Here is a 25,177-nt window from a genome sequence, read left to right on the forward strand (position 1 = left end):
AAATTGAGATTGATATATGTCAGATGATCAAAATAAACCGGAACAAAGCCCTGCTCAAACATCTAATAATGAGCCAACGCCTGCACCTGCACCTGCACCTGCACCTGCACCTGCACCTGCACCTGCAAGTAAACTGATTCCAACAAAACGCTCAACCCTCTTATGGATGTTAGGTGTTCTTATTATTGGTATTTTAGTAATTTTATGGGCATGGAGAATTGGGCCTTTTGCAACGAGTGTACAGCAAACGGACAATAGTTATGTCAAAGGTAAAACCACTGTTTTATCTTCACAAATTAATGGCTATGTTAAAGATGTATTAGTGAAAGACTTTGACCATGTTAAAAAGGGTCAAGTATTAATGCATATTGATGCCACTACTTACGATCAAAAAGTAGCACAAGCGGCTTCAGGCGTTGAACAGGCTAAAAATACTTTAGCTAATCAAACCCAATCCATCGCACAAAAACAAGCTGATATTGTTGCGGCGCAAGCCAAAGTAGATCAGGTGAAGGCTCAATACGAACTCTCTTTAGCACAGCTTAGACGCTATCAGCAGTTAGGAAATAGTGGTGCAGCCTCTAAATCTGAGCAAGATAAAGCCGCAGCAGATGCCGAAAATAATCTCGCAGCCCTTAAGCAAGCAGAAGCTAATGTATTAGTTGCAAAAGAGGCTTTAAAAACCGCACAGGTCGCAGAAGCAGGTTTAGAAGCACAAGTTTCTAGCGCTAAAGCACAATTAGATCAAGCACAAACCACCAAAGACTATAGCGTTATTGTTGCCCCTATGGATGGTCAACTTGGGGAAGTAAATCCTCGTGTTGGGCAATATGTCGCAGCAGGTTCACAGTTGCTGTACTTAATTCCACAACAAACTTGGGTGATTGCTAACTTTAAAGAAACCCAAATTGCCAATATGCGAATTGGACAAAAAGCATGGTTTACAGTGGATGCGATGAACCACAAAAAATTTACAGGACATGTTGAGCAAATTTCGCCTGCTGCAGGTTCCGAGTTCAGTGTGTTAAAGCCAGACAATGCGACAGGTAACTTTACTAAAGTTGTGCAACGCATAGCTGTACGTATCACTATCGACCCAAATCAGGAAGGAATGGAACACTTACGCCCTGGTATGTCAGTGATTACTTCTGTCGACACAAGCTCTTAATCAGCTTTTTAAAGTTCTCTTTAAAAAGTTACAATGTGATCATTCATTATTTTTCTCAATTTCTAATGTTTGATCACATTGCCCAACCTATTTCTTACCAGCACATTGAACTCCCATCATCTGTTCATCTCGACATTAAACGTTTAGATCTCGTCCATCCTCAAATTTCGGGCAATAAGTTTTTCAAATTAAAATACAATTTACTTGCCGCAAAACAACAAGGACTATTAAATATTTTGACTTTTGGTGGCGCTTATTCAAATCATATTGCCGCAACGGCCTATGCAGCTCATATTTTTGGCTTAAACAGCATTGGAATTATTCGTGGTGAAGAGTTAGCGAATAAGCCGCTTAACCCCACTTTGGAAAAAGCACAAAGTTTAGGAATGCAGCTACATTTTGTCTCACGCAATGAATATCGTTTGAGAGATGATGAAAACTTTCTTCAACAGTTAATTCAACAGTTTCCTGAAACATACATAATCCCTGAAGGCGGCACCAATAAGTTAGCAGTTCAAGGTTGTCAGGAAATTCTTAGTCAGAGTGATTTAGAGAAATATGATGTGATTTGCTGTGCGGTAGGAACTGGCGGAACAATTTCAGGTCTTATTGAAAAAAGTTCAACACATCAAAAAGTCTTAGGATTTTCAGCTTTAAAAGGCGACTTTTTACAACAAGAGATTCGTCGGTGGACTAAAAAACAAAATTGGTCGCTAACAGATGCTTATTGCTGCGGTGGTTATGCCAAAACGTCACCTGAACTATTTGCATTTATTAAAGGTTTTGAAGCGCAATACGCTGTGCCTCTTGAACCAATCTATACGGGAAAAATGATGTTCGGTTTATCCGACCTTATAAAAAATAATTACTTTTCCGAAGGAACTCGTATTCTCGCTATTCATTCTGGTGGTTTACAGGCAGATATAAGAAATAAAACGGACCAATAATTCACTCTTTTTTAGTTAACGTTTTCTCTACCATCATAAATGTCTTTAGCACGAGTAAGGGCTGACATGGTAGTATATGCCCCTTTTTAATTTTCACGATTAATCGAGAATCTCTTATGTCTAACAGTCATGTCGATGTCATTGTCTTAGGTGCAGGCGCTTCTGGACTCATGTTGGCTGCACATGCTGCTAAACGAGGACGCTCGGTTTTAATTTTAGAAAAAGCCAATAAAATTGGTAAAAAGATTTTAATGTCGGGTGGAGGTAAATGTAACTTTACCAACCTGTATGTAGAGCCTGACAACTATATTTCTCATAATCCACACTTTGTCATTTCTGCCCTGTCACGCTATAGCAACTGGGACTTTATTGGTCTGGTGTGTGATTATGGAATTGCCTATGAAGAACGTAAACACGGCCAATTATTTACCCTAAACGGCGCTAAAGAAATTTTAGAGATGTTGGTGAGTGAGTGTAATAAAACCAACAATGTTGAAATCCAGACCGATTGTGAAGTTGGGCAGATTGATCCATTAGAACAAGGCGGTTTTTCTGTACACACCAACCAAGGTCGATTTAGCTGTGAGTCATTAGTCGTTGCTACAGGCGGTTTATCTATTCCGACTTTGGGCGGTTCTGGATTTGGCTATGAACTAGCACAAAAGTTTGGACATACAGTTTTCCCAACCCGCGCTGGTTTAGTTCCATTTACTTTTTCGGATCATATCAAAGAAGTCACCACGCGCTTAAGTGGTAACGCTTTAGATGTCACGTTAAGCAATTCAAAAAATAGCTTTACTGAAGCGTTATTATTTACCCATCGTGGATTAAGTGGGCCAAGTTCTTTACAGCTTTCTAACTACTGGAATACCGGTGAAAGTTTTAAAATTGACTTTTTCCCAAGCCAAGATTTAACGACTTATTTAAAAGATAAAAAGAAAGCACAGCCTAAAGTTTTATTACGTACCCTTCTTAATGAGTTTACTGCAAAAAGTATTGTACAAGAGCTACAACAACTCATATGGCCCGAGCATAGCGAAATGGCAATTGGTAATATGAGTGATGCACAGCTAGAACATATTGCCGAGCAGTTACATGGTTTTTCAGTTAAACCATCAGGCACTGAAGGATATCGTACTGCCGAAGTTACCTTAGGTGGAGTTGATACAACCGAAGTTTCATCTAAAACACTCGAAAGCAAAAAGCAGAAAGGACTGTTCTTTATTGGAGAAGTACTTGATGTGACTGGCCACTTAGGAGGCTATAACTTCCAATGGGCTTGGTCTTCTGCTTATGCAGCAGCACAATATGTTTAACTGTTGAATACGCTAATTTGCTGCTTTCGCATCACTTGATGATTTGTCAGCATCACGTGTATGTGTTGTTGCCTGTTTTGATGAATCAGATTTGCTAAATACAAATTTATAAGCACTTGCTAAAAAACCTACGGTAATCCCAGCAATTACAACAGGTGCTAAAAAACGACCAGGCTTCTTCATCGTATTTTCCTCACTTATTTGTTTTTATAGCTGTCAAAGACAGAACGACCACTCAATATAGAGTGGTCGAACTTATCACAAAAATCAAAGATTTTTTGTACTGTTTATCTGAAAATTAGTTACACCTACTAAATTTCATCATTTTCGCCAGTAGAACCAAACGGTTTATTTACTGGTGGTTGTGATGGATTTACTTGTGCAGAATCAGCTGGTTTTGCATCAGATGAAACTGTTGTTGATGGTGCTGTTGTAGTCGTTGACGGAGTTGAAGCCGAAGACGTACTTGCTGTTGTAGTAGAAGCTGGTTGATATAAAGGATTTGGTTGATTAGCTTCTTTTTTCGCTTTATCAAGCAAGTCAGACAGCAATCTTTCAGCTGGTTGACGACCACCTAAACCAAATGCAAGTGCGAAAGCCACTGCAACTGCACCTAGAGTTAAGCCAAATGCAAGGTTCACAATCGAATCAGCAATACCCATCGCTTTTAAACCAAGCGCAAGGACTAAACCAATAATTAAGACACGAACCAAACTACCTAACCAACGTGAACTATTATATTCACCGCGTTGCACCACATTTGCCACAACATTGGCAAGCCAGAAACCAATAACCAAAATTACAGCGCCCAATAGAATGTTTGCACCGAAATGGATAAACATTGCAATTAGACCACTAATCTGTTCAAAACCAAGACGGTCAGCAGCTTCTGAAACTGCAAACAGCATCGTAAAGAACACGATTAACCAACCCACAGCGCCAGAAACTTTAGTTTGACCTAAAAAGCGTTGTACATCTAATTTTGCAGGGATTTCATCAACACCTGTTCCCGCAATCAGTTCGGCAACCAAGCGTCCAACAAAACGAGAAACAATATAAGCAACCAGTAAAATTAATCCGGCAGCAATAATATTTGGAATCGCTTGCAAGATTTCATTGAGCATTGCTGTCGCTGGCTGAGAAATAGTCTCAATACCTAAAGCTTCAAATGCCACAATTAATGTCGTAATGATAATAATGGCAAAAACAAAAGAACCTAAGAATTTGCCTACATTTGAGTTTTTGAAAAGACCGATTTTTTCAGCTTGTGCTTGAACGCCTAAGCTATTGATTAGGCCCTCAACAATACCGCGTACAATTTTTGCCAAGATATAACCAACAAAAACGATAACGCCAGCAATAAAGATATTTGGTAGGAAGGCGATTGCCTCATTCACCATATTTTGAACAGGAATAAGTAAACCTGTTAATCCTAAGATTGAGAGAACAATAGGAAGGAAAAGTAATAATACAAGCCAGTAAAGAATTTCACCAATATTCTGGCTAATTCCCCCTACCCCTACTTCACTACTTAACTTGTCATCAAGTTGCGTTCTGGATAGCACATTGGTAATTCCTGCCCGCACCAGTCGAGCAACGATCCAGCCAATGAAACCCACTACCACGGCAGCAATGATATTTGGAATATAGACGAGTACCTGATTCACCATATTGCTAAATGGCCCACTCACTCCACTAATGTTGAGCACATTTAAAGCGGCAACAACAGCAAGAATCAGAATAAACCAGAATATGACTTTGGAGACGAGGCCTTCTATGTTGGGAGTACGTCCTGTAGCTGAAGATAATTTGGCATTTGTATTTAATTTTTGCAGAAGTTTTTTTACCCCTGCCGCAACTAATAAAGCGATTATCCAGCCAACCAGTAAGATGACAATTGCAGCTAAAATAGGATGAAACTGATCCCAGTAATACATCGCATCAAACTGAGCGCCGCGAGGCCCATTAAAAAATTCATTCATATTGTTATGTCCTCAATTGTTATGTTCTTTTCAGTGTTATCAATAAATGAAAAACACCAGTTCGTTGTAAAAAATGACGATAAATGCGGTCTATGTCACCTTATGTTTTGAATATTTTTCAATCAACATCCTTCTGCATAAATACAACAAATTGATGCAAAAGATTGCAAAAAAAGCCTTCAGAGCACATCCTAAAGGCTTTTTATAGATATATACTGGTGAGCTTACTATCCTTTGTAAGTTTTCAAATCAGAATTACCCATCATGACATGTGGTGTAGTCTCATGTTGAAAAGCCGCTTCTTGTTTTGGTGATTGGTTATGTTCAGCAACCATATAAACAATAAGCGCAAGAAGAAAAAGCCCTACAATAATTAAAATATAAACTGGCAATCTTCTTTTTTTTGCAGTCTCTTCAGGACTCGTCACATGAGGTGGTTTTGAAAAATCATGCATCTTCTTTCCCCTCTTCTATTATCATTAACTTTATATTCATCATAACAATTTGATTTGTTGCATTGTGTGAAAAAGCATTATGCGAAGGTGACTAGGTTTGCAAAACTCTACTTTAAAAAAAATATTTTTAGTATAAAATTTAGCCACTTTATTTTTGACTATATAAAAAATATTCTGACTTTATTCGAATTCTTTTGCGAAGTTGGATTTGTAATACAATATGTTTTAGCGCTTACTTTTTATAAAATAGGCTATAATAAGCCCCCTTGTTTTAAAGCTACTCAATTTTATGATGTATCGTCAGCAAAGCGTAACTCTTGATCTCGACACTGACGTCACACATCAATGTTATTTGCATCAGACAAGAGATGACCATCTCATTGGTATTATTGAATTTAATAAGCCAAGCTATGAGCTCAAATGGGGTGATCTTGAGTATTTCCGTCGCCGTACCGAAGAGTTCTCGGTCATGCCATTCCCTGAATGTGTTAATGCGATGATTGTTGATATTCGTAATATCAATGTATTTCTGGACAACGAAGTGCCTATTTTACCATGGCGTTTACTTGAAGAAGACTGCCCTGTTCGTTTGGTTGTTCCTCAAGATCGTCTTGAATATTATGCGGGACTTTTTGAGCCAACTTGGCTTTCAACAGATGTAGACAGTGCAATTTCAGAAATTCGTGAATTTATGGATATGTTTGTCCATTAATAAACATATCCATAAAAATTCTCTTAAAATATTTTTACTTTCGGTTTTTACCAATAATTCTCTACTGCAATATTTCCCTCACCACGACGATTCATCGTCAAACCGCGGCGTTTTAAAGCCTCTTTGGTATCGTCAACCATTTGTGGGTTTCCACATAGCATGACATGACTGGTTGCTGAATTAAGTTCCAGACTTGCTGCTTTTTCTAACTCACCATTTTCAATTAATATCGGTAAACGTTCATGCAACGGCGCAGATGGATCTCGGGTAATAATTGGAATAAATTTAAAACCTACATGCCCTTCGCCAAAAGTTTCGGCAATCTCTTGAATACGGTCAACATAAGCCAATTCATCTGCTGTACGTACACTGTAGACCAAATTGATCTTTTGATAATTAGACCAAGTTTCAAAGTCTTGTAGCATCGACAAAAATGGAGCCAAACCAGTACCTGTTGCCAATAACCATAAATCATGGGGTAAAGGTTGCTGATAACGCGCCAAAGTCAGATAGCCATATGGAATTTTTTCTAAATATAACTCATCACCGACTTTCAAATGCTGTAGATTCGAGGTGAAGGCACCGTCTGGTACCACAATTGAGAAGAACTCTAGCGTTTCATCAAATGGAGAAGACACCACAGAATAAGCACGAACAACCAGTTCCTCCCCCACCTTTAAACCTATACGCGCAAACTGACCTGCGGTAAATTTAAAATGTGAAGGGCGAGTCATGGTAAAGCTGAAAAGTGTTGGGGTCCAACGATGAACAGATAAAACTTTTTCTACGCTAAATTTTTCAATTGACATGATTTCAACGTGGCATGAAATAGTGCGCTCATGTTAGCATGACAGCCGAAATAATGAATACTTTTAAACGTTAAGGCTTTTAAACATGCGGATGACATTACGCCAGTTGGCTGTTTTTGTAGCAGTCGCCCAAGAAGGAACCGTTACTAAAGCCAGTGATGCGGTCAGACTGACGCAAAGTGCAGCAAGTATGGCTTTAGCTGATTTAGAAGACGGCTTAGGTGCTCCTTTGTTTGATCGTTTAGGGAAGCGCTTACAACTAAATGATCTTGGACGTTTTTTACTTCCACAAGCATTAGAGATATTAGGGCGCTGTGAAGCTTTTGAACAAGCTGCAAAAGGTGAGTTACAAAGCATTGACCTTCGTATTGGGGCGACCTTAACTATCAGTGACTATTTAATGCCTGATTTAATGGCTAACTTTTTACAGCGTCATCCGCAAGCACATTTACAACTTCAAGTAGGTAACACACGCCAAATGATTGAAGCTGTGAATCAGTTCCAATTAGATTTAGCTTTAATTGAAGGTTCTTGTCACTTACCTCAACTCCAATGTATTCATTGGCGCGATGATGAATTAGCAGTGTGCTGTTCACCAGATCATCCTTTAACACGTTTAAATCGCCCACTTACGCCTCAAGATTTTCATGACATAGAATGGATATTACGTGAGGAAGGTTCTGGTACTCGAGAAGTCTTTGATAATGCTATTTTGCAAGATCTACCCGATGCCAACATTCGCTTAACGCTTGGTCACAATGAAGCAATCTTAAAAATAGTGGCAGGTGGTTTAGGAATGTCTTGTATTTCTAGATTAGCAATTGAACCTTTAAGTGAAAAAGGTCAGCTCGTCATTTTAGATACACCATTTTGGCAACTGACCCGTCCGCTTTATATGCTGGTGCATCGCCAAAAATATCAAGGTCCGGGCCTTAAAGCATTTTTAAAATTCTGCGATGAAGATCAGGCTTAAAGCCTGATTTTCTAATGCCATCGTGAGTCATTTTTCGTTTTCTCAGATAGTTGAATATCCGGCAATTTACCCAAAGCTGCGCGCTGTTCCTTAATAATCTGCTTCTGCTGCTGTATTAATAATTGCACTTTTTCATGTGATGCACGTTGTTGAGCCTCCTGACGATAGTGCAATACCATAAAACTCACACACGCAACAATGACTAAGACCATAACGGTAAATATACTGATGTATTCACTTGAACTCAGCTTGAATTTGCTGCGTTTGATTTTTCCCCGTTGATTCATATTTCCCCTTTTTTTAATTTTATTATTCGTTTTAAGAAAATTAAGGGAAACTTATATCTCCCTTAATGCTAAATCTCTTAATTTTTTTAAACACCAACCAAAGTAATTGCTTAATACATTATTTAAGTAATTTTAATGCATAAGACTTAGTTCACCTAGCGTCGGAAATTTGACAATAACTCACTGGTAATCGCTTTATTGTGTTCCGAAATTTTATTTTTTTTAGTTTTTGCAGGGTTTGGGTCCACACGCTCAATTTTGATCGCTTTAAATTTCCCCTGATTATCCGCTGCAAGAAATCTTACTTTTTCATTTCTTTTTGGCTCACCTTCTGATGCAGGGAAATCAGAAATATGAAAGAAAATATCTCCTTCAGTGGTTGAAATAAAACCAAATCCTTTATCGGCGTTATATTGTTTTACTCTTCCAACATAAAACTCTTGCTTCATGATCTTTCCCCTATTTTTTCCCATCCAATCGTTGCGGTAAATAAAAAGAGACTTTCAATTCCGCTCTTAAAAAAATATACGGTTTGATGAAGTCTCTTTTTATTGCTATGTCAAAAATTAATCTTTTTGAACACTACCAAAAATCTTGTCGCCAGCATCGCCTAAACCAGGAACAATATAACCATGTTCATTTAAGCCATCATCAATAGATGCAGTATAAAGCTGAATATCGGGATGTGCTGCTTCTACTTTTGCAATTCCTTCAGGAGCTGCAACTAACACCATAACACGAATATCTTTACAACCACTTGCCTTTAGCACATCAATGGCAGCAACTAAAGAATTACCCGTTGCTAACATTGGGTCAATAATCATCGCAATACGGTTCGCCACATCTGGAACTAACTTTTTATAGTAAGTACGTACTTCTAACGTAGCCTCATCACGTTCAAGACCTAACACACTGACTTTGGCACTTGGAATCAGGTTAAGTACGCCATCAAGCATACCAATACCTGCACGTAGAATTGGTACAATCGTTATTTTTTTACCAGCAATACGCTGAGTAGTAACATTGCCAGCCCAACCTTCAATCTCACAATCCACAACTGGTAAATCTTTGGTTGCTTCATATGTCAATAACATAGTCACTTCTTGAGCAAGCTCACGGAAATTCTTAGTACTGATGTCAGCACGACGTAATAAACCTAATTTATGACGAATAAGTGGGTGACGAATTTCTTGAATGGCCACAGATGTTACCTAAAAATATAAAAACGTATTTATTATAATCTTTTTTTAACTATCAATAAAAAAAAGCCTCCATATTTGGAGGCTTTTTTGTACACAAGAATTATTGCTGTTGTGAAAGCATGAAATGTAATGGAGATAAAATTTCTGCTTTTAATGCCAAATTAATCATTGGATCTGGATATACACCCAAAATAATCACTAATGCAGCAGCAGCCAACACCATTAAACCACCCACTTTTTGTCCCCAATGTGCATCAGCATCAATACGAGGAGTTTCAGGTGGAGTCATATACATAACAACCATCACACGTAAGTAGTAATACAAACCAATACCACTACCTACAATAATCATTGCAGCTAAGAACCAGTGTTGAGTCGTTACAGCAGCCATAACAACCAAGAACTTACCAATGAAGCCCGCTGTTAATGGAATACCAGCCAAAGATAACATCATGACTGTTAATGTTGCTGTAAGTACTGGACGGCGCCAGAACAAACCACGGTAGTCTGCAAGGCTTTGAGCTTCATCTACGTTGTTATATGGGCTAGACATTAACGCTACTGCACCAAAGGCACCAATAGTGGTTAATACATAAGTCACCACATACACAGTTACACTACCTAAGCTCGCATATGTCATGCTAATTAAAGCAATTAATAAATAACCAAAGTGAGCAATAGATGAATAACCTAAAATACGTTTTAAGTTCACTTGACGAACAGCGAGCAAGTTACCGACTAAAATTGACAATACAGCAATAATTGTCAAAACAGTCACTAGCGAGTTCACCATGATTGCGCCAGAAGCAAGCAAATAACGTACGAACAAACCAATAGTCGCAACCTTAGCAGCAGTCGCTAAGAAAGTTGCCATTGGAGCCGGTGCACCTGCATATACATCTGGTGTCCATTTGTGGAACGGTGCAAGCGATAATTTGAATGCAACAGCAAAGATAATAAGTGCTAAACCTAATAACACCATTGGCTGTTTGATTGCGCCAAATAAAGCTTGAACAGAATCATAGAATGAAAGCGAACCAGTGTAAGCGTAGATATACGCCATACCCATCAACAACATTGCAGAAGCTGTTGCAGAAAGCACAAGGTACTTAATGCCCGCTTCAAGCGATTGACTACGTTGATATGTATAAGCAAGTAAGCCATATACAGGAATCGACATTAACTCAAGACTAATGAAGAAAGATGCATAATGAGAACTTGCAACCATCAACATTGCACCAGCTACAGAAGCAAGTAACAGAAGATAGAGTTCTTCGCGGTTGTCTTTATAAGTCTCGATATAAGCATGAGACAAAGTACAACAAGCCAATGATGCAACTAGAATCATGAACTGATAGAACAAAGTAAATGGATCAACCATAAACATGCCCATCACATTTGCCGGTACAAATTTACCGCCAAATAGTTCTAGCAAGATATAAAGTGCAGCAAGGTTTAAACCGACAACAGAAGTTGTTGCGATTAAATTATGGTTACGTTTAATTGAAATTAACAACATGACGACGACTGTTGTCAAAGCAACAATCATCACCGGTGCTAAAGGCATAAGCGTAGAGAATGATACTGTGAAGTTCATGATTATTGGATCTCCACATGGTCAAGTTGAGTAGCTGTTTGCTGAACAGTTTCAACGACTTCTTGTACTGGCACATAACTATTGACCAACCACTGCATACTTGAATGAGATACATCCAAGAATGTTTGCGGGAAGATACCAAGCCAAACGAGACCAATCGCACAAATCATCAAAATAACAACTTCACGAGCAGATAAGTCTTTTAATGGACTAGTGTAGTGTTGCTTTTGTTCAGGGTTTGGCTCACCAAATAAAGCACGGTGAATCAAGATCAAGCCATATAAACCTGCAAATACAAGGCTGATAGAAGCAAGAATCGTGAAGGCAGGATATTTATTAAATGAACCCATCAAAATCAGGAATTCACCAATAAAGTTACCTAAACCTGGCACACCAACAAGAGCAGCTACGAAGAACATTAAGAAGAATGGTAAGTATTGGAGTTGACCACGAAGACCACCCATCAAACGCAAATCACGTGTATGCAAGCGCTCGTAGATTTGACCAGACATAATGAACAATGCAGCAGATGACAAACCATGTGCCAACATCATGATCATTAAACCTTGGAAGGTCAAAATATTACCTGCATAGATTGCAAGTAAAATGAAACCCATGTGTGAAATCGACGTATACGCAAGTAAACGCTTCATGTCAGTTTGCTGGTAAGCACACCAAGCACCGTAGAAAATACCAATCAAACCGAAAATAATCGCGATATCTGCAAACTGTGCAGAAGCTGCCGGGAAGAATGGAATTACAAAACGGAGCAAACCGTACGCTGCAGTCTTAATCAAGATACCAGCCAAGTCTACAGAACCCGCTGTAGGAGCTTGAGCATGCGCATCTGGTAACCAGCCATGCAATGGGAAAACTGGTAACTTCACTGCAAAACCGATAAAGAAGCAGATCATGAAACCATACGCGAAGCCAGCAGGTAAACGATTCGCTACAGCTAATAAATAGTTGTAATCAAAACCGATCATACCAGTCATCATGTAACCATAGACCACAAGGCCAAGGATACCGATTAACATCACTAAACCAGCGATTTGTGTATATAAGAAGAACTTAGTTGCAGCGTAAACACGTGAACGGCCGTTTGAACCCTTATGACCCCATAACGCAATTAAGAAGTAGATTGGTACAAGCATCATCTCCCAGAAGAAGAAGAATAGGAACAAATCAATTGCCAAGAACACGCCAATAACGCCACCTAAACTCCATAATAAGTTTAAGTGGAAGAAACCAACATTCTTTTGAATCTCACCCCATGAACAACCAACAGCAAGTACACCCAGTAAAGCTGTTAACAACACCATGAGTAAAGACAAACCATCCACTGCTAAGTGAATGCCAATACCGAGAGACTTAATCCAAGGTAAATAGAACTCAGCTGACCAAGTTGGGACTTTTGAGCCCAACTCGTAGCTATAAGTACCATTTTGCCAAAGTGCAAGACCTAAGCCCAAGGTAATGAGCATACCAATTAAGGCAATCCAGCGTGGCAAAGTTTTGTCGAGTTTATCGACTAACCAACAAGTAAAACCTGCAATGAACGGAACAAGGATCAGCGCGGGTAAAATTAAATTGTTTTCCATTTTATTTCCCCACTACCTGAATAACGATCAAGATCATCAATAACACCACTACACCGAGTGACATGCTTGATGCGTATTCACGCAATGAACCTGTTTGACGTGAGCTTGTGAAACTGTTTCCGCCTTTAACAAGCGCAGGAAGAACAAGCCATAAGCTGTCAATCGGATCACGACCAAATAGTTTGGCGAAGAATAAATAAGGTTTAACAAAAACGATGTCATACAACGCATCGAAACCAAATGCAGTACGACAAATATGAGCTAAGCCAGCACCAAGACTTGTTTGAGCAAACGATTTCACTGCACCGTAAGCAAATGCAAATAGACCAATACCCACAGCTAAACCAACAAGCGCAATGCCTACAGCTAAATGCTCTGCCCCATGCATACCTTCTACAAATTGTTCAGCAACATGGAATTCAGGAATTTTTGCTGTATTTAAAATACCAGCTACTGGACCTTTTAATGCAGCACCCACAAAAGTAGACAATACTGCCAAGATACCTAATGGCGCCCAGTAAGTTGCACCTTTAATCTCATGGTAATGCGTATTTTCTTTACCGAAGAATACAACCCAGATTAAACGGAAGGTATAAATTGAAGTCAGGAATGCACCTGCTACACCAGCCCAATATAAAGTGTGGTATAGAGCAATTGATTGACCTTGTACCCAAACTTCACCAAGAATCGCATCTTTTGAGAAGAAGCCGATTGTTAAGAATGGAATCGCTGCTAATGCACCGCCACCAATCGCGAAACATGCAAATAGGAATTTGTTTTTGTAGAACAAACCGCCCATTTTGAAAATGTTCTGTTCGTGATGGTAAGCAAGAATAACTGCACCAGAAGACAAGAATAATAATGCTTTGAAGAATGCGTGAGCTAACATGTGGAACAGGCCAGCTTGATACGCTTCTGCACCTACAGCCATAAACATATAACCAAGCTGACTCATTGTTGAGTAAGCCAAAATACGTTTGATATCTGTTTGCACGAGAGCAGCAAAACCTGCAACTAATAAAGTTACAGCGCCTGTTACCGAAATGAACTGCATCACTTCAGGTGCAAGCTCAAATACGCTAAATAGACGGCAGCATAAGTACACACCAGCCGTTACCATTGTTGCTGCGTGGATTAATGCAGAAACAGGTGTTGGACCTGCCATCGCATCTGCCAACCATGTTTGCAATGGAATTTGAGCAGATTTACCAGCAGCACCTAAGAACAACATTAATGCAGTCCAGATAGTAAGTGACGAACTCTTCGTCATGACTTCTGCTGCGTGTTCAACGATGTACTGAGTATTAAGCGTACCAAATTGTTGGTAAAGCAAGAATAAAGCGATAAGTAGGAATACATCACCTACACGGGTAACTGTAAATGCTTTGATCGCTGCCCAACCATTTGCAGGGTTTGCATAATAGAAACCAATCAGCAAGTAAGAGCATAGACCTACGCCTTCCCAACCTAAGAATAACAACGCTAAGTTGTCACCCAATACAAGCACAAGCATGCTTGCAACGAATAGGTTGAAATAAGAGAAGAAGCGCGCATAACCTTCTTCACCACGCATGTACCATGATGCAAAGATGTGGATTAGAAAACCAACACCTGTGATCATGCCCATCATGAGTAAAGATAAGCCATCTAAATGTAAGCTAATGCCAGGAGCGAAACCACCAACATTGAACCATGTCCAAAGGTTTTGAACAAAAACCTGTTGGCCGCTGTTGGTAAATGCCATACCAGCAATCAATGCAAATAATGCAGATAAACCTACAGAACCCACACCAATAATTGCTGCAACATTTTCAGAGAGCTTATCACGCCCTGCCGCCAATAAAATAAAACCGATTAGCGGAAATAATACTGTTAGATATAAATAACTCATCCGCGCATCTCACTAGCAGCATCCACATCCAAATGATGGAAGCGATGATAGAACTGAAGGACAATCGCAAGACCGATACACGCCTCTGCCGCAGCAAGGGTTAAAATCAGAATGAACATGACTTGTCCATCTGGTTGTGCCCATACGCTACCCGCAAGAACGAATGCTAACGCAGCAGCATTCATCATGATTTCAAGGCTCATTAACATAAATAGTAGGTTGCGTCGCACCATTACACCGTAAAAACCGAGTGCAAAAAGAATGGTTGCAACAATCAAACCATGTTCTAAAGGGATCTGGCCCATTATTCTTTTTCCTCTTCTGCACCTGGTTCACGTTTACCTAAGTGGTATGCTGCAACAAGGGCTGCTAGCAATAACATCGCGGCAACTTCAACCAATAATAAGTAGTGAGTAAAGAGCGCTTGACCAACAACTTTTGGTCCAATTACTTGTGCTCCAAGTGGAGCAGAGATGGTTGTATATTCACCACCAAGCATCCAAACTAAAAGCAAGCCAAGTAAAAAGCTCATGAGTGCTGGATATGCCCAAGCATCTGAAGAAAGCCATTTACGCTCTTGTTCAACTGTGTGTTGCCCTAAGTTAAGCATCATCACAACGAATACGAACAAGACCATAATCGCACCAGCATAAACAATGATTTCGAGGGCGCCAGCAAACGGCGCACCTACGATCATGAAAATACCAGCAACAGCTAGTAATGAAACAATCAGACTAAGCAATGCATGTACAGGGTTCGTGTTAGTCACTACACGAACCGTAGAAACGATGGCCACGAGCGCCATCAAATAAAACGGCCACATCATGGTAATAGACTCCGTACATCGATTGGTGCACTTTCTTTTTGTGCTTGACCTTTCTCTTTACCGTTAATTGCCATACCAGTTACACGGTAGAAGTTGTAGTCTGGGTATTTACCTGGACCTGAAATGAGTAAGTTTTCTTTCTCATATACGAGGTCTTGACGTACGTATTCGCCCAACTCGAAATCTGGAGTTAACTGAATCGCTGTCGTTGGACATGCTTCTTCACACATACCGCAGAAGATACAACGAGAGAAGTTGATACGGAAAAACTCCGGATACCAACGACCGTCTTCTTTTTCAGCTTTTTGCAGTGAAATACAGCCAACTGGACATGCAACCGCACAAAGGTTACATGCCACACAACGCTCTTCCCCATCTGGGTCACGTGTCAAGATAATACGACCACGATAGCGAGGTGGTACAATTTCCTCTGCTGGTACTTCTGGATAAAGAATTGTGTCACGTTTACGGAAACCATGGGTAAATACCATGAATAACGTCCGAACGATTGACCCAACTCCAGCTAGAATTTTATACATTTTGTACTCCCTGCTGTCTTAGGCCTGATTCATCAGAATCACAGCACCAGTTACCAATAGGTTAACCAACGCCAGCGGCAAACAAATTTTCCAACCGAAGTTCATGACTTGGTCGTAACGTGGACGCATTAAAGAACCACGTGCCAATACAAACATCATTACGAAGAATGCTGTTTTAATCACAAACCAGAACACTGGTGGAATAAATGGAATTTCTAAATTGAATGGCGCTAACCAGCCACCAAAGAATAAAGTCACGATCAATGCAGAGATAAGTACAACGTTTACATATTCAGCAACGAAGAACATACCCCATTTCATACCGCCATATTCAACATGGTAACCTTCAGCCAATTCTTGTTCTGCTTCAGGTTGGTCAAATGGGTGACGGTGAGTTACCGCAACACCAGCAACCACGAAAATCAAGAAACCTAAGAATTGTGGAATGATGAACCAAACGTCACGTTGAGCTTCAACAATTTCACGAAGGTTAAATGAACCAGCGATTGCAACTACGCCCATTAACGAGATGCCCAAGAACACTTCATAAGAAATTGTTTGAGCAGCTGAACGCAAACCACCGAGTAATGAATATTTGTTATTTGATGACCAACCACCGAATAACACTGCATAAACCGCAATACCAGCCATAGCCATAAAGAACAACAGACCGATGCTCATGTCTGCAACACCCAATGCAGGGCTTACAGGAATAACCATGAACGAAAGCACCGCAGTTGCCATCGCAACTGCCGGAGCTAAACGGAAAGTTAATTTATCGGCAAATTTTGGTGTCCAGTCTTCTTTGAACATGATCTTAAGCATGTCGGCAACGATCTGGAACATACCACCAGGACCAACACGGTTTGGACCATAACGGTCTTGCCACCAAGCAAGTAAACGACGCTCAATAAAAGACATCAATGCAGCAACAAGTACAACGACAAGCAAAATCACAACTGCTTGAACCACTGCATAAGCAATTGGCCAGTTCTCAGCCCAAAGTGGCGTTTGACGTATAATTTCTTGATTCATGAATTACACTCCTAATGCCACTGAAACAGGCTCAGCTAAGGATACTGTCGGTGCTAAACCAACTGGGTAACCGATATAACCTGTAGGTAAATATTCAATTACTTGTACAGGTAAGCTCACTGTAGTTTCGCCTGCTTTAACTGTAATACGTTGACCTTCTTGTAGGTTCAAACGCGTTGCGTCTTGTTCGCCTACAGCAAATACAGCTTCAGGAATACGAGTTTCCATTGCAGGTGTTTTAATGGTGAATTCACCAGAACCAAAAATATGGTGCATTGGTACAAGACGGAAGCTTTCAGGGTTTGCAACTACTGCAGTTGGAGCAACATAGCTACGTGCTGGACGTTTTGCTAAACGGTCAAATAAACGAACGCCTGAATCACCACCTTTTAAGTGACCACCCACTTCATCTTGGTATTTGTTCCAAGATTGTGGAGAGTTCCAACCTGGCGCCCACGCAAATGGTACAAGCGAAGAAGCTTTTTGCGGACCTACATAACCTTCCATAGAGAATGTTAATGCTGAGTCTGGGTCTGTCGGTTGCTTAGGTTCATGAACAGATAAAGGTGCACGAATTGCTGTACGACCAGAATAGCGACGTGGTTCACGAGCAATTTTCAAACCATGTACACGGTAGCCTGCATCTGGTGCAACATCTTGAATTGCTTCAAGTACCGGAACATTTTTAACGATACTTTCAATCACGTCATCAAGCAATGTCCAATCAACTGGCTTACCTTTAAGACCAGTTTCAATGGCATGCAACCAACGCCAAGATTCTTTAATCGCGTATTCAGGTTTGTAGTAGCTTGGATCGTAAACTTGATAGAAGCGCTGAGCACGACCTTCTTGGCTTACAACAGTACCATCACCTTCGGCAAAGCTTGCTGCTGAAAGCACAATATCCGCCTGTTTCACAGTTTCTGTTTCGCTGTGATCAAGCACGATTACTGTTTCAGCTTTATCAAGTGCTGCTTTAACTTGAGCAGCTGGTAAACGACGGAACAAGTCATTTTCAACAATAACAAGTGTGTCGTAGTCTTGAGCAAATGCTTGTTCAAGGCTTAAGCCACCAAACAATGCCAAGCCCATAGAGTTCACTTCAGGAACTACAAGGCTTAAACCAGCTTTTGAGCCAAGGTTTTGCGTTAACTCTGCTGCAGCTTCCATAATTGAAGCATCTTGCAAGCTCGTACCCGCAATAATTAACGGTTTGTTTGCTGCTTTTAAAGTGTCTGCAATAGTTTGAGCAAATGCTTTTGCATCGTCATCTAAACCATTAACTGTTTCACCTTTAACTGCCGCAGCAACTGCAAAACCTAAACGCGCAATGTCATTTGGAGAGGCAACAACTTCACCAGTTGCAACATCGGCAAGACGAGTTTGAGTTGCAGCCAAAATATAGATCGGAGATTTCGCTTCCTGACCAATACGTTGTACTGGTTCAGCCAACCAGTCTGGCGTACGTGTTTTTGCAGCCATTTCGCGAGCTTTGTTTTTCGCAGCTTGACGAACTGACAAAGCCATACGTGGTGCAGTTTGGGTTAAATCTTCACCCAAAATTAATACTGCATCATAGCTTTCAATTTCACGCATGTTCGGGTTGTAAATACCCTCTGTTTGCATGATTGAAGCAGCAAGTTCAACAAGTTTTTGCTCTTTTTGTGCAACACCTGTTGAATAGTTTGCTTGGCCTACAAGTTCACGTAATGCATAGTTTGATTCTAAGCTTGCACGTGGTGAACCGATACCTAAAACTTTTTTACCTTCAAGTTTCGCAATTGCTTGATCTAGAGCTTGGTCAACAGAAACGGTTGCTACTGTTTCGCCATTACGGAACTGAGGTTGACGTGGACGATCTGCACGGTTTACATAACCTGTGCCAAAACGGCCTTTGTCACAAAGGAAGTATTGGTTAACCGAACCATTGAAACGGTTTTCTACACGACGGATTTCGCCATAACGCTCACCCGGAGAGATGTTACAACCTGAAGAACAGCCATGACACACGCTTGGTGCATATTGCATATCCCATTTACGGTTATAGCGCTCTGAATGAGTCTTATCGGTAAATACACCTGTTGGACATACTTCAGTCAAGTTACCAGAGAATTCAGACTCTAAAGTGCCTGATTCTGGACGACCAAAGTAAACACGCGATGCATTGGCAAACACACCAAAGTCTGTACCGCCCGCATAGTCTTTGTAGTAACGAACACAACGGTAACAAGCAATACAACGGTTCATTTCATGCGCAATGAATGAGCCTAGTTCTTGGTTGTAATGTGTACGCTTAGTAAAACGATAGCGACGACGGTCATGACCAGTCATTACAGTCATATCTTGTAAATGACAGTGACCACCCTCTTCACACACCGGACAGTCATGTGGGTGGTTGGTCATTAAGAACTCAACGATAGATTCACGAAAATCCGTTGCTTCTTTGTCTTCAATCGAGATATAGGTATTGTCAGATGCTGGTGTCATACATGACATCACAAGACGTCCGCGCGTATCTTCAGGATTTGCATACTGAGTTACGGCACATTGACGACATGAACCAACAGAACCTAAGGATGGGTGCCAACAAAAATACGGAATATCAATGCCAAGGGATAAACATGCTTGTAGCAAGTTTTCTGATCCATTGACTTCGTACGATTTTCCATCGACATGAATTGTAGCCATAGTCGAATCCCTTAAGCTTGTTCTACGTTGCTAGTTTGCACGACAGGACGATTCGTCACTTTCGCTTCAAACTCGCTACGGAAATGTTTGAGTGCGCCCATAAGCGGCTCCATCGCACCTGGTGCGTGGGCACAGAAAGTTTTACCAATCCATAACTTACGAGTAAGTTCTTGTAAATGATCGATATCTTCTTTCTTACCTTCACCTGTTTCAAGTGCTTTAAGCGCTTTAACAGCCCATGGCAAACCATCACGGCACGGTGTACAGAAACCGCATGATTCACGCGCAAAGAATTCTTCAAGATTACGGGTCAACGACACCATACATTGAGTCTCGTCTACCACCATCAATAAACATGTTCCTAAACGAGAACCTGCTTTCATAATGGTTTCAGCATCCATTGGTAAATCAATGGTATCTGCAGGTAAAAAGTCAGTTGACGCACCACCTGGTAACCATGCTTTAAGCTTTAAGCCTTCACGCATACCACCGGCATGATCTTCGATTACTTCACGTGCAGTCGTACCAAATGGTAGTTCCCAAAGACCAGGGAATTTAACTTTACCTGACGCACCATAAATCTTAGTGCCTGGGTCTTTTGATTTACCAGCTGATAAACCGATATACCACTCTGGACCACGAAGCATGATTGCTGGCAAGTTGTTATAAGTTTCAACGTTGTTCACAATCGTAGGACGACCCCATGCACCAGCAACTTGCGGGAATGGCGGTTTAGTACGTGGGTTAGCACGACGACCTTCAAGTGAGTTAATCAATGCAGTTTCTTCACCGCAGATATAACGACCTGCACCAGTATGTACGTGTAACTCGAAGTTCCAGCCAGAACCTAAAATGTTGTCACCTAAGTAACCTTTAGCGCGAATTTGCTCAAGCGCTTCATTTAGGTATTGAGCAGCTTCGATGTATTCGCCACGGATGAAGATATAGCCTTGAGTTGCTTCTAAGGTATAACCTGCAATTAACATACCTTCGATCAATTGGTGAGGAAGTTTTTCCATCAACAAACGGTCTTTAAAGGTACCTGGTTCCATCTCATCAGCGTTACAGATCAAGTAACGTGGGCCACCATCGTTTGGCGCCATAAGAGACCATTTGATCCCTGCTGGGAAGCCTGCACCACCACGACCTTTTACAGTTGCAGCTTTAATGACTTCAAGCACTTCAGCAGGTTTCATGCCTAATGCTTTTTTAAAGCCAGCATAACCTTCAAGTGCTTCATAGTCGTCAGCGCTATGTACGGCATCTTGTTTGCTTAAACGCCAAGTCAGTGGATGAGTTTCCGGATTACCGTCGCCATAAATTGGTTTTGGTTCAGTATTCATACATACTTCTCCAATAACTGTTTGACTGATGTCACTTCAACTAAACCGTGAGTATCTTCATCAATCATTAACGTTGGGCCTTTGTCACAGTTGCCTAGGCAGCAAATTGGGAGCAGTGTAAAACGACCATCTTGTGTCGTTTGACCAAACTGAATACCTAATTCACGCTGGAATGCTTCAGCTAATGTTTCAGCACCCATTAAGAAGCAAGCAATCGAGTCACAAAGCAAAATTACGTGACGACCTACAGGCTGGCGATAGATACGGTTGTAGAACGTTGCTACACCTTCTAAATCTGCCACACTAATCGTCAATAATTGTGCGATGGCGTTCATTTGAGCATCATCTACCCAACCGTTACGGCGCTGTACGCACTTTAATGCATCTAAAGAAGCTGCACGTGGGTATGGATAGTGACCAATGTGATGTTCAATTTCATGGATTTCTTCAGCAGTCAAAATCCCTTCAACATTCACACGTGGTTTTTTATCAGTCAGAATCATCATTTTGCGTTACCTCTTAGCGATCCACGTCAGCCATAACCACGTCAATGGTCGCCAGATAAATGATTAAGTCAGACACTAAACTGCCGTTAATCACTGAAGGAATTTGCTGTAAGTGAGTAAACGTCGGTGTACGGATACGAGTACGATAACTCATCGTTGCCTTATCCGAAGTCAAGTAATAAGTACTTGCACCTTTCACAACTTCAGTCATGAATGACGCTTCACCAGCAGGCATGACAGGACCCCATGACACGCTCAAGAAGTGCGTAATCAAAGTTTCAATATCTTGTAACGTCTTATCTTTTGGTGGTGGAACAGCCAATGGGTGATCCGCTTTATATGGACCCGAAGGCATGTTATCCAAACACTGTTTGATAATTTTGAGTGACTCAGTAATTTCACGGAAGTGAACAAGAACACGAGCGTAGGCATCGCCTTCATACTCAACTGGCACATCAAAATCAAAGTTTTCATAGCCACTGTATGGACGATATTTACGAACGTCGAAATCAATACCTGTTGCACGTAAACCAGTACCAGTTACACCCCATGCAAGTGCAGATTTTGCATCGTATTGAGCAACATTACGTGTACGACCAATAAACACAGAGTTTTTAAGCGCAGCTGTGTAGTATTCGTTGAGACGTTTTGGCATCCACTCTAGCAATTCTTTAACAAGTTTTTGCCAGTTATTTGGAAGGTCGTGTGCTGTACCACCAATACGGAACCATGCTGGGTGCATACGGTAACCCGTAATTGCTTCAACAATGTCGTATACTTTTTGACGGTCTGCGAACATATAGAATACTGGTGTCATACCACCAGCATCCTGAATTGCCGTACCACAGTAAAGTAAGTGGTTATTAATACGGAACAACTCATTCAACATGACACGAATCACTTGTGCACGCTCAGGAACTTTAATTCCTGCAAGCTGTTCAACTGCCATTACATATGGCATGTTTTGCGCACAACCACCCAAGTAGTCAACACGGTCAGTATAAGGAATGAAAGAGTGCCATGTTTGACGCTCAGCCATCTTTTCCACACCGCGGTGGTGATAACCGATATCAGGAACACAGTCTTTCACTTCTTCGCCATCTAACTGCAATACAATACGGAACGCACCGTGTGCAGATGGATGGTTAGGACCCAAGTTCAAGAACATGAAGTCTTCATCAGCGTTACCACGCTTAAGACCCCAGTCTTCAGGTACAAAGCGTAAATGTTCCTGTTCGAAATCTTGCTTCGCTTTGTCTTGCATATACGGCGTATATTCTGTCGCACGTGCTGAATATTCTTTACGAAGCGGGTGACCTTCCCAATAAGTTGGCAACAAGATACGACGGAGCATTGGATGCCCTTCGAAATTGATACCGAACATATCGTAAGCTTCACGTTCATACCAGTTGGCATTTGGCCAGATATTTGTCGCTGTCGGGAGGCTAAGATCATTTTCGTTCAAGGCAACCTTGATACGAATGTCACTATTACGCTCAAGCGATAATAAATGATAGAACACAGTGAAGTCAGATGCTGGTAAACCATCACGATGTTGACGTAAACGCTCATCCATCGCTGATAAGTCAAACAGCATTACATAAGGACGTTCCACTTTACGCAGGAACATGAGGACTTCTTGCACGCGTGCGCGCTCAACCCAGACTGTTGGAAACTCTTCAAAAGTCGCCTGCACATAGAAGTTCTCACCAAACTTGGTTTTGAGCTCTTCTACGATTGCAAATGCTGGGCGTGAATCAACTGGTGTTGATTCTGGCATAGCAATGTCAGTTTCAGCCATTGGCTTGGCTTCCTATTTAATACAAATTCTGTCAATTTTCTCGATGAACATATCGGTCAGATATGTCAAAACACCGTCAAAAAATTATTTAATCTCATCCATAGAGCGTAAGTTTTTAACGGCAATACGCTGCGCATTCTTACGATCACGTTCTGGCATCATCTTTGGCTTATACACTGGCTGAAGATCATCACCAATCACGGCAGAAAGCGGGCGTCGCTCTAATTGAATCTGGTCTTGCAAAAGCATTAACGCTTGAATTAATGCTTCAGGACGAGGCGGACAACCTGGGACGTACACGTCAACAGGAATAATTTTGTCTACACCTTGTACTACTGAATAGATGTCGTACATACCTCCAGAGTTTGCACAAGCACCCATTGAAATAACCCATTTAGGTTCTAACATTTGTTCATACAAACGTTGAATAACCGGAGCCATTTTTACAAAGCAGGTACCTGCAACAATCATCAAGTCAGCCTGACGAGGTGAAGCACGAATAACCTCTGCACCGAAACGGGACAAGTCATGCACGCCTGTTAAAGTCGTTGCATATTCAACGTAACAACATGAGGTACCAAAGTTAAATGGCCACAAAGAGTTTTTACGTCCCCAGTTTACTGCTGTATGCAAGACATCCTCTAAACGAGTCATGAATACGTTTTTATTCACTTCCTCTTCAAGCGGATCAGTCACAATTTGGCGTTCTTGCAATGGGTATTGATCAGCATCCGGATTCGCGCGGGTCAGAGTATATTTCATCCCGACTTACTCCTTTTCAGATGACAATGCAGGTGTAGTTTTTGACTTAACACGACCTGATGATTGGGCTGGAATCTGGCCAGTAGGGTCAGTTACGAGCTCTTCAATAGAGTTAAAGCGTGTAATTTCAGCAATGTCCATTGTTGGTGAACCGACTTTAATCTTCTCACCAGCTAATTTACGGCGATCTGCCGGTGCCCAACTTAAAGCACCTACAGAGAAGGCATAAACAAGCGCAATTAATAGATCAACGACAAAGATTACAACAGTGGTATATCCCAACCACCCTACTTCACGCACAGAAGTAGACCATGCATAGAGGTAAAGGGCCTCTAAGTCGAAAACCACGAAGAAAATTGCAACTAGATAGAACTTTGCAGACAGGCGAATGCGAGCGCCACCAGCACTCACGACACCTGATTCAAACTGCTCTTGCTTAGCACGTCCCCACGATTTTCCCCCGAGGAGTAAGGGAACTGTGAGCATAAAGACGCAAAGAAATGTAACGCCGATCACGAAGGCGATAATCGCCCAGTCGTATGGAGTAATGGCACTCATGCGGGGATAACTCCTGGCAGGCCTATTATTTAACAAAGAATGTATGTATTGGCCTTTGAATACACCAAACACAAAATTAATCCCGCCAATTGTACCTGATTTCTAATTTCGCATGCTAGTTGAAGCGTCTTAGTCTTTTGGATGATTTTCCAATCAAAAGTATTGTTCTATGTCTTGTA

24 protein-coding genes and 1 pseudogene are annotated in these 25,177 nt (G+C 41.0%); 5 read left to right on the top strand and 20 right to left on the bottom strand.

Translation table 11 applies throughout. The annotated features are described in order from the left end of the window. Window positions 1–16 precede the first annotated feature (16 nt). From MKL35_RS02620 to MKL35_RS02630, 3 genes are all read left to right on the top strand, one after another. Entirely contained in the window at window positions 17–1,168 is a 1,152-nt protein-coding gene (locus MKL35_RS02620) for an HlyD family secretion protein (protein WP_106465724.1), read from the top strand. 65 nt (window positions 1,169–1,233) lie between these two features. Next, window positions 1,234–2,115: a 1-aminocyclopropane-1-carboxylate deaminase/D-cysteine desulfhydrase gene (locus tag MKL35_RS02625; protein WP_017394182.1), complete on the top strand. Its 882-nt coding sequence runs from the start codon at window positions 1,234–1,236 to the stop codon at window positions 2,113–2,115. Between the two features lie 116 nt (window positions 2,116–2,231). Then, the gene (locus MKL35_RS02630; RefSeq protein ID WP_032011314.1) at window positions 2,232–3,431 is read left to right on the top strand and encodes an NAD(P)/FAD-dependent oxidoreductase; all 1,200 of its coding nucleotides are present in this window, start codon (window positions 2,232–2,234) and stop codon (window positions 3,429–3,431) included. A 12-nt stretch (window positions 3,432–3,443) separates the two neighbouring features. Here the strand turns inward: MKL35_RS02630 and MKL35_RS02635 are convergent, their stop codons facing one another. From MKL35_RS02635 to MKL35_RS02645, 3 genes are all read right to left on the bottom strand, one after another. Next, entirely contained in the window at window positions 3,444–3,614 is a 171-nt protein-coding gene (locus tag MKL35_RS02635; protein ID WP_000742881.1) for a hypothetical protein, read from the bottom strand. A gap of 128 nt (window positions 3,615–3,742) precedes the next feature. Further along, window positions 3,743–5,413, bottom strand: coding sequence for a mechanosensitive ion channel (locus MKL35_RS02640; RefSeq protein ID WP_002050337.1), 1,671 nt, complete (start codon window positions 5,411–5,413; stop codon window positions 3,743–3,745). A 227-nt stretch (window positions 5,414–5,640) separates the two neighbouring features. Beyond that, window positions 5,641–5,868 carry a hypothetical protein gene (locus MKL35_RS02645; protein ID WP_002050410.1) on the bottom strand — a complete coding sequence of 76 codons (228 nt, stop codon included), beginning with the start codon at window positions 5,866–5,868 and terminating at the stop codon, window positions 5,641–5,643. Between the two features lie 292 nt (window positions 5,869–6,160). Here MKL35_RS02645 and MKL35_RS02650 point away from each other — a divergent pair, with 292 nt between their 5' ends. After that, window positions 6,161–6,580, top strand: coding sequence for a hypothetical protein (locus MKL35_RS02650; RefSeq protein ID WP_170318166.1), 420 nt, complete (start codon window positions 6,161–6,163; stop codon window positions 6,578–6,580). 47 nt (window positions 6,581–6,627) lie between these two features. On the opposite strand, the gene MKL35_RS02655 is transcribed toward MKL35_RS02650, so the two are convergent. Beyond that, window positions 6,628–7,389, bottom strand: coding sequence for a ferredoxin--NADP reductase (locus MKL35_RS02655; protein WP_002050307.1), 762 nt, complete (start codon window positions 7,387–7,389; stop codon window positions 6,628–6,630). 85 nt (window positions 7,390–7,474) lie between these two features. On the opposite strand from MKL35_RS02655, the gene gigC reads away from it, so the two are divergent. Further along, a complete protein-coding gene (gene gigC / locus MKL35_RS02660; protein ID WP_002050411.1) occupies window positions 7,475–8,362 on the top strand; it encodes a LysR family transcriptional regulator GigC in 888 nt (295 codons plus the stop codon). Window positions 8,363–8,394: 32 nt separating this feature from the next. Here gigC and MKL35_RS02665 read toward each other — a convergent pair. The 16 genes and pseudogenes from MKL35_RS02665 to ndhC all read right to left on the bottom strand — a co-directional run. Then, window positions 8,395–8,649: pseudogene (locus tag MKL35_RS02665) on the bottom strand (excalibur calcium-binding domain-containing protein); the annotation flags it as partial. Window positions 8,650–8,804: 155 nt separating this feature from the next. Then, complete coding sequence (locus tag MKL35_RS02670) at window positions 8,805–9,098, bottom strand: cold shock domain-containing protein (RefSeq protein ID WP_002050402.1); 294 nt, start codon at window positions 9,096–9,098, stop codon at window positions 8,805–8,807. A 117-nt stretch (window positions 9,099–9,215) separates the two neighbouring features. Beyond that, window positions 9,216–9,851 carry a uracil phosphoribosyltransferase gene (gene upp / locus MKL35_RS02675; RefSeq protein ID WP_002050313.1) on the bottom strand — a complete coding sequence of 212 codons (636 nt, stop codon included), beginning with the start codon at window positions 9,849–9,851 and terminating at the stop codon, window positions 9,216–9,218. 100 nt (window positions 9,852–9,951) lie between these two features. Then, the gene (gene nuoN, locus MKL35_RS02680) at window positions 9,952–11,448 is read right to left on the bottom strand and encodes an NADH-quinone oxidoreductase subunit NuoN (RefSeq protein WP_002050422.1); all 1,497 of its coding nucleotides are present in this window, start codon (window positions 11,446–11,448) and stop codon (window positions 9,952–9,954) included. A 2-nt stretch (window positions 11,449–11,450) separates the two neighbouring features. After that, window positions 11,451–13,049 (bottom strand): NADH-quinone oxidoreductase subunit M, encoded by a 1,599-nt coding sequence (gene nuoM / locus MKL35_RS02685; RefSeq protein WP_002050326.1) that lies wholly within the window; start codon window positions 13,047–13,049, stop codon window positions 11,451–11,453. Window position 13,050: 1 nt separating this feature from the next. Continuing rightward, a complete protein-coding gene (gene nuoL, locus MKL35_RS02690) occupies window positions 13,051–14,940 on the bottom strand; it encodes an NADH-quinone oxidoreductase subunit L (RefSeq protein WP_004888613.1) in 1,890 nt (629 codons plus the stop codon). Next, complete coding sequence (gene nuoK / locus MKL35_RS02695; protein WP_000529822.1) at window positions 14,937–15,245, bottom strand: NADH-quinone oxidoreductase subunit NuoK; 309 nt, start codon at window positions 15,243–15,245, stop codon at window positions 14,937–14,939. Before nuoK ends, nuoL begins: the two co-directional genes overlap by 4 nt. Further along, a complete protein-coding gene (gene nuoJ / locus MKL35_RS02700) occupies window positions 15,245–15,763 on the bottom strand; it encodes an NADH-quinone oxidoreductase subunit J (RefSeq protein WP_014205902.1) in 519 nt (172 codons plus the stop codon). The genes nuoK and nuoJ overlap by 1 nt, the downstream gene beginning before the upstream one ends. Continuing rightward, window positions 15,763–16,305, bottom strand: coding sequence for an NADH-quinone oxidoreductase subunit NuoI (nuoI, locus tag MKL35_RS02705; protein ID WP_000276693.1), 543 nt, complete (start codon window positions 16,303–16,305; stop codon window positions 15,763–15,765). The genes nuoJ and nuoI overlap by 1 nt, the downstream gene beginning before the upstream one ends. Before the next feature lie 18 nt (window positions 16,306–16,323). Then, window positions 16,324–17,340, bottom strand: coding sequence for an NADH-quinone oxidoreductase subunit NuoH (gene nuoH / locus MKL35_RS02710; protein ID WP_002050372.1), 1,017 nt, complete (start codon window positions 17,338–17,340; stop codon window positions 16,324–16,326). Window positions 17,341–17,343: 3 nt separating this feature from the next. Then, a complete protein-coding gene (gene nuoG, locus MKL35_RS02715; protein WP_004710381.1) occupies window positions 17,344–20,028 on the bottom strand; it encodes an NADH-quinone oxidoreductase subunit NuoG in 2,685 nt (894 codons plus the stop codon). A gap of 11 nt (window positions 20,029–20,039) precedes the next feature. Next, window positions 20,040–21,371: an NADH-quinone oxidoreductase subunit NuoF gene (gene nuoF, locus MKL35_RS02720; protein WP_017394179.1), complete on the bottom strand. Its 1,332-nt coding sequence runs from the start codon at window positions 21,369–21,371 to the stop codon at window positions 20,040–20,042. Further along, complete coding sequence (gene nuoE, locus MKL35_RS02725; RefSeq protein WP_002050341.1) at window positions 21,368–21,877, bottom strand: NADH-quinone oxidoreductase subunit NuoE; 510 nt, start codon at window positions 21,875–21,877, stop codon at window positions 21,368–21,370. Before nuoE ends, nuoF begins: the two co-directional genes overlap by 4 nt. Before the next feature lie 13 nt (window positions 21,878–21,890). Next, window positions 21,891–23,678 carry an NADH-quinone oxidoreductase subunit C/D gene (gene nuoC / locus MKL35_RS02730; protein WP_002050296.1) on the bottom strand — a complete coding sequence of 596 codons (1,788 nt, stop codon included), beginning with the start codon at window positions 23,676–23,678 and terminating at the stop codon, window positions 21,891–21,893. An 84-nt stretch (window positions 23,679–23,762) separates the two neighbouring features. Beyond that, a complete protein-coding gene (locus MKL35_RS02735; protein ID WP_002050353.1) occupies window positions 23,763–24,440 on the bottom strand; it encodes a NuoB/complex I 20 kDa subunit family protein in 678 nt (225 codons plus the stop codon). Between the two features lie 6 nt (window positions 24,441–24,446). Beyond that, a complete protein-coding gene (gene ndhC, locus MKL35_RS02740) occupies window positions 24,447–24,998 on the bottom strand; it encodes an NADH-quinone oxidoreductase subunit A (RefSeq protein ID WP_002050273.1) in 552 nt (183 codons plus the stop codon). Between the last annotated feature and the right edge of the window lie 179 nt (window positions 24,999–25,177).

The sequence above is a fragment of the Acinetobacter sp. AOR41_HL genome, assembly GCF_027854645.1.
GTDB lineage: Bacteria > Pseudomonadota > Gammaproteobacteria > Pseudomonadales > Moraxellaceae > Acinetobacter > Acinetobacter nosocomialis.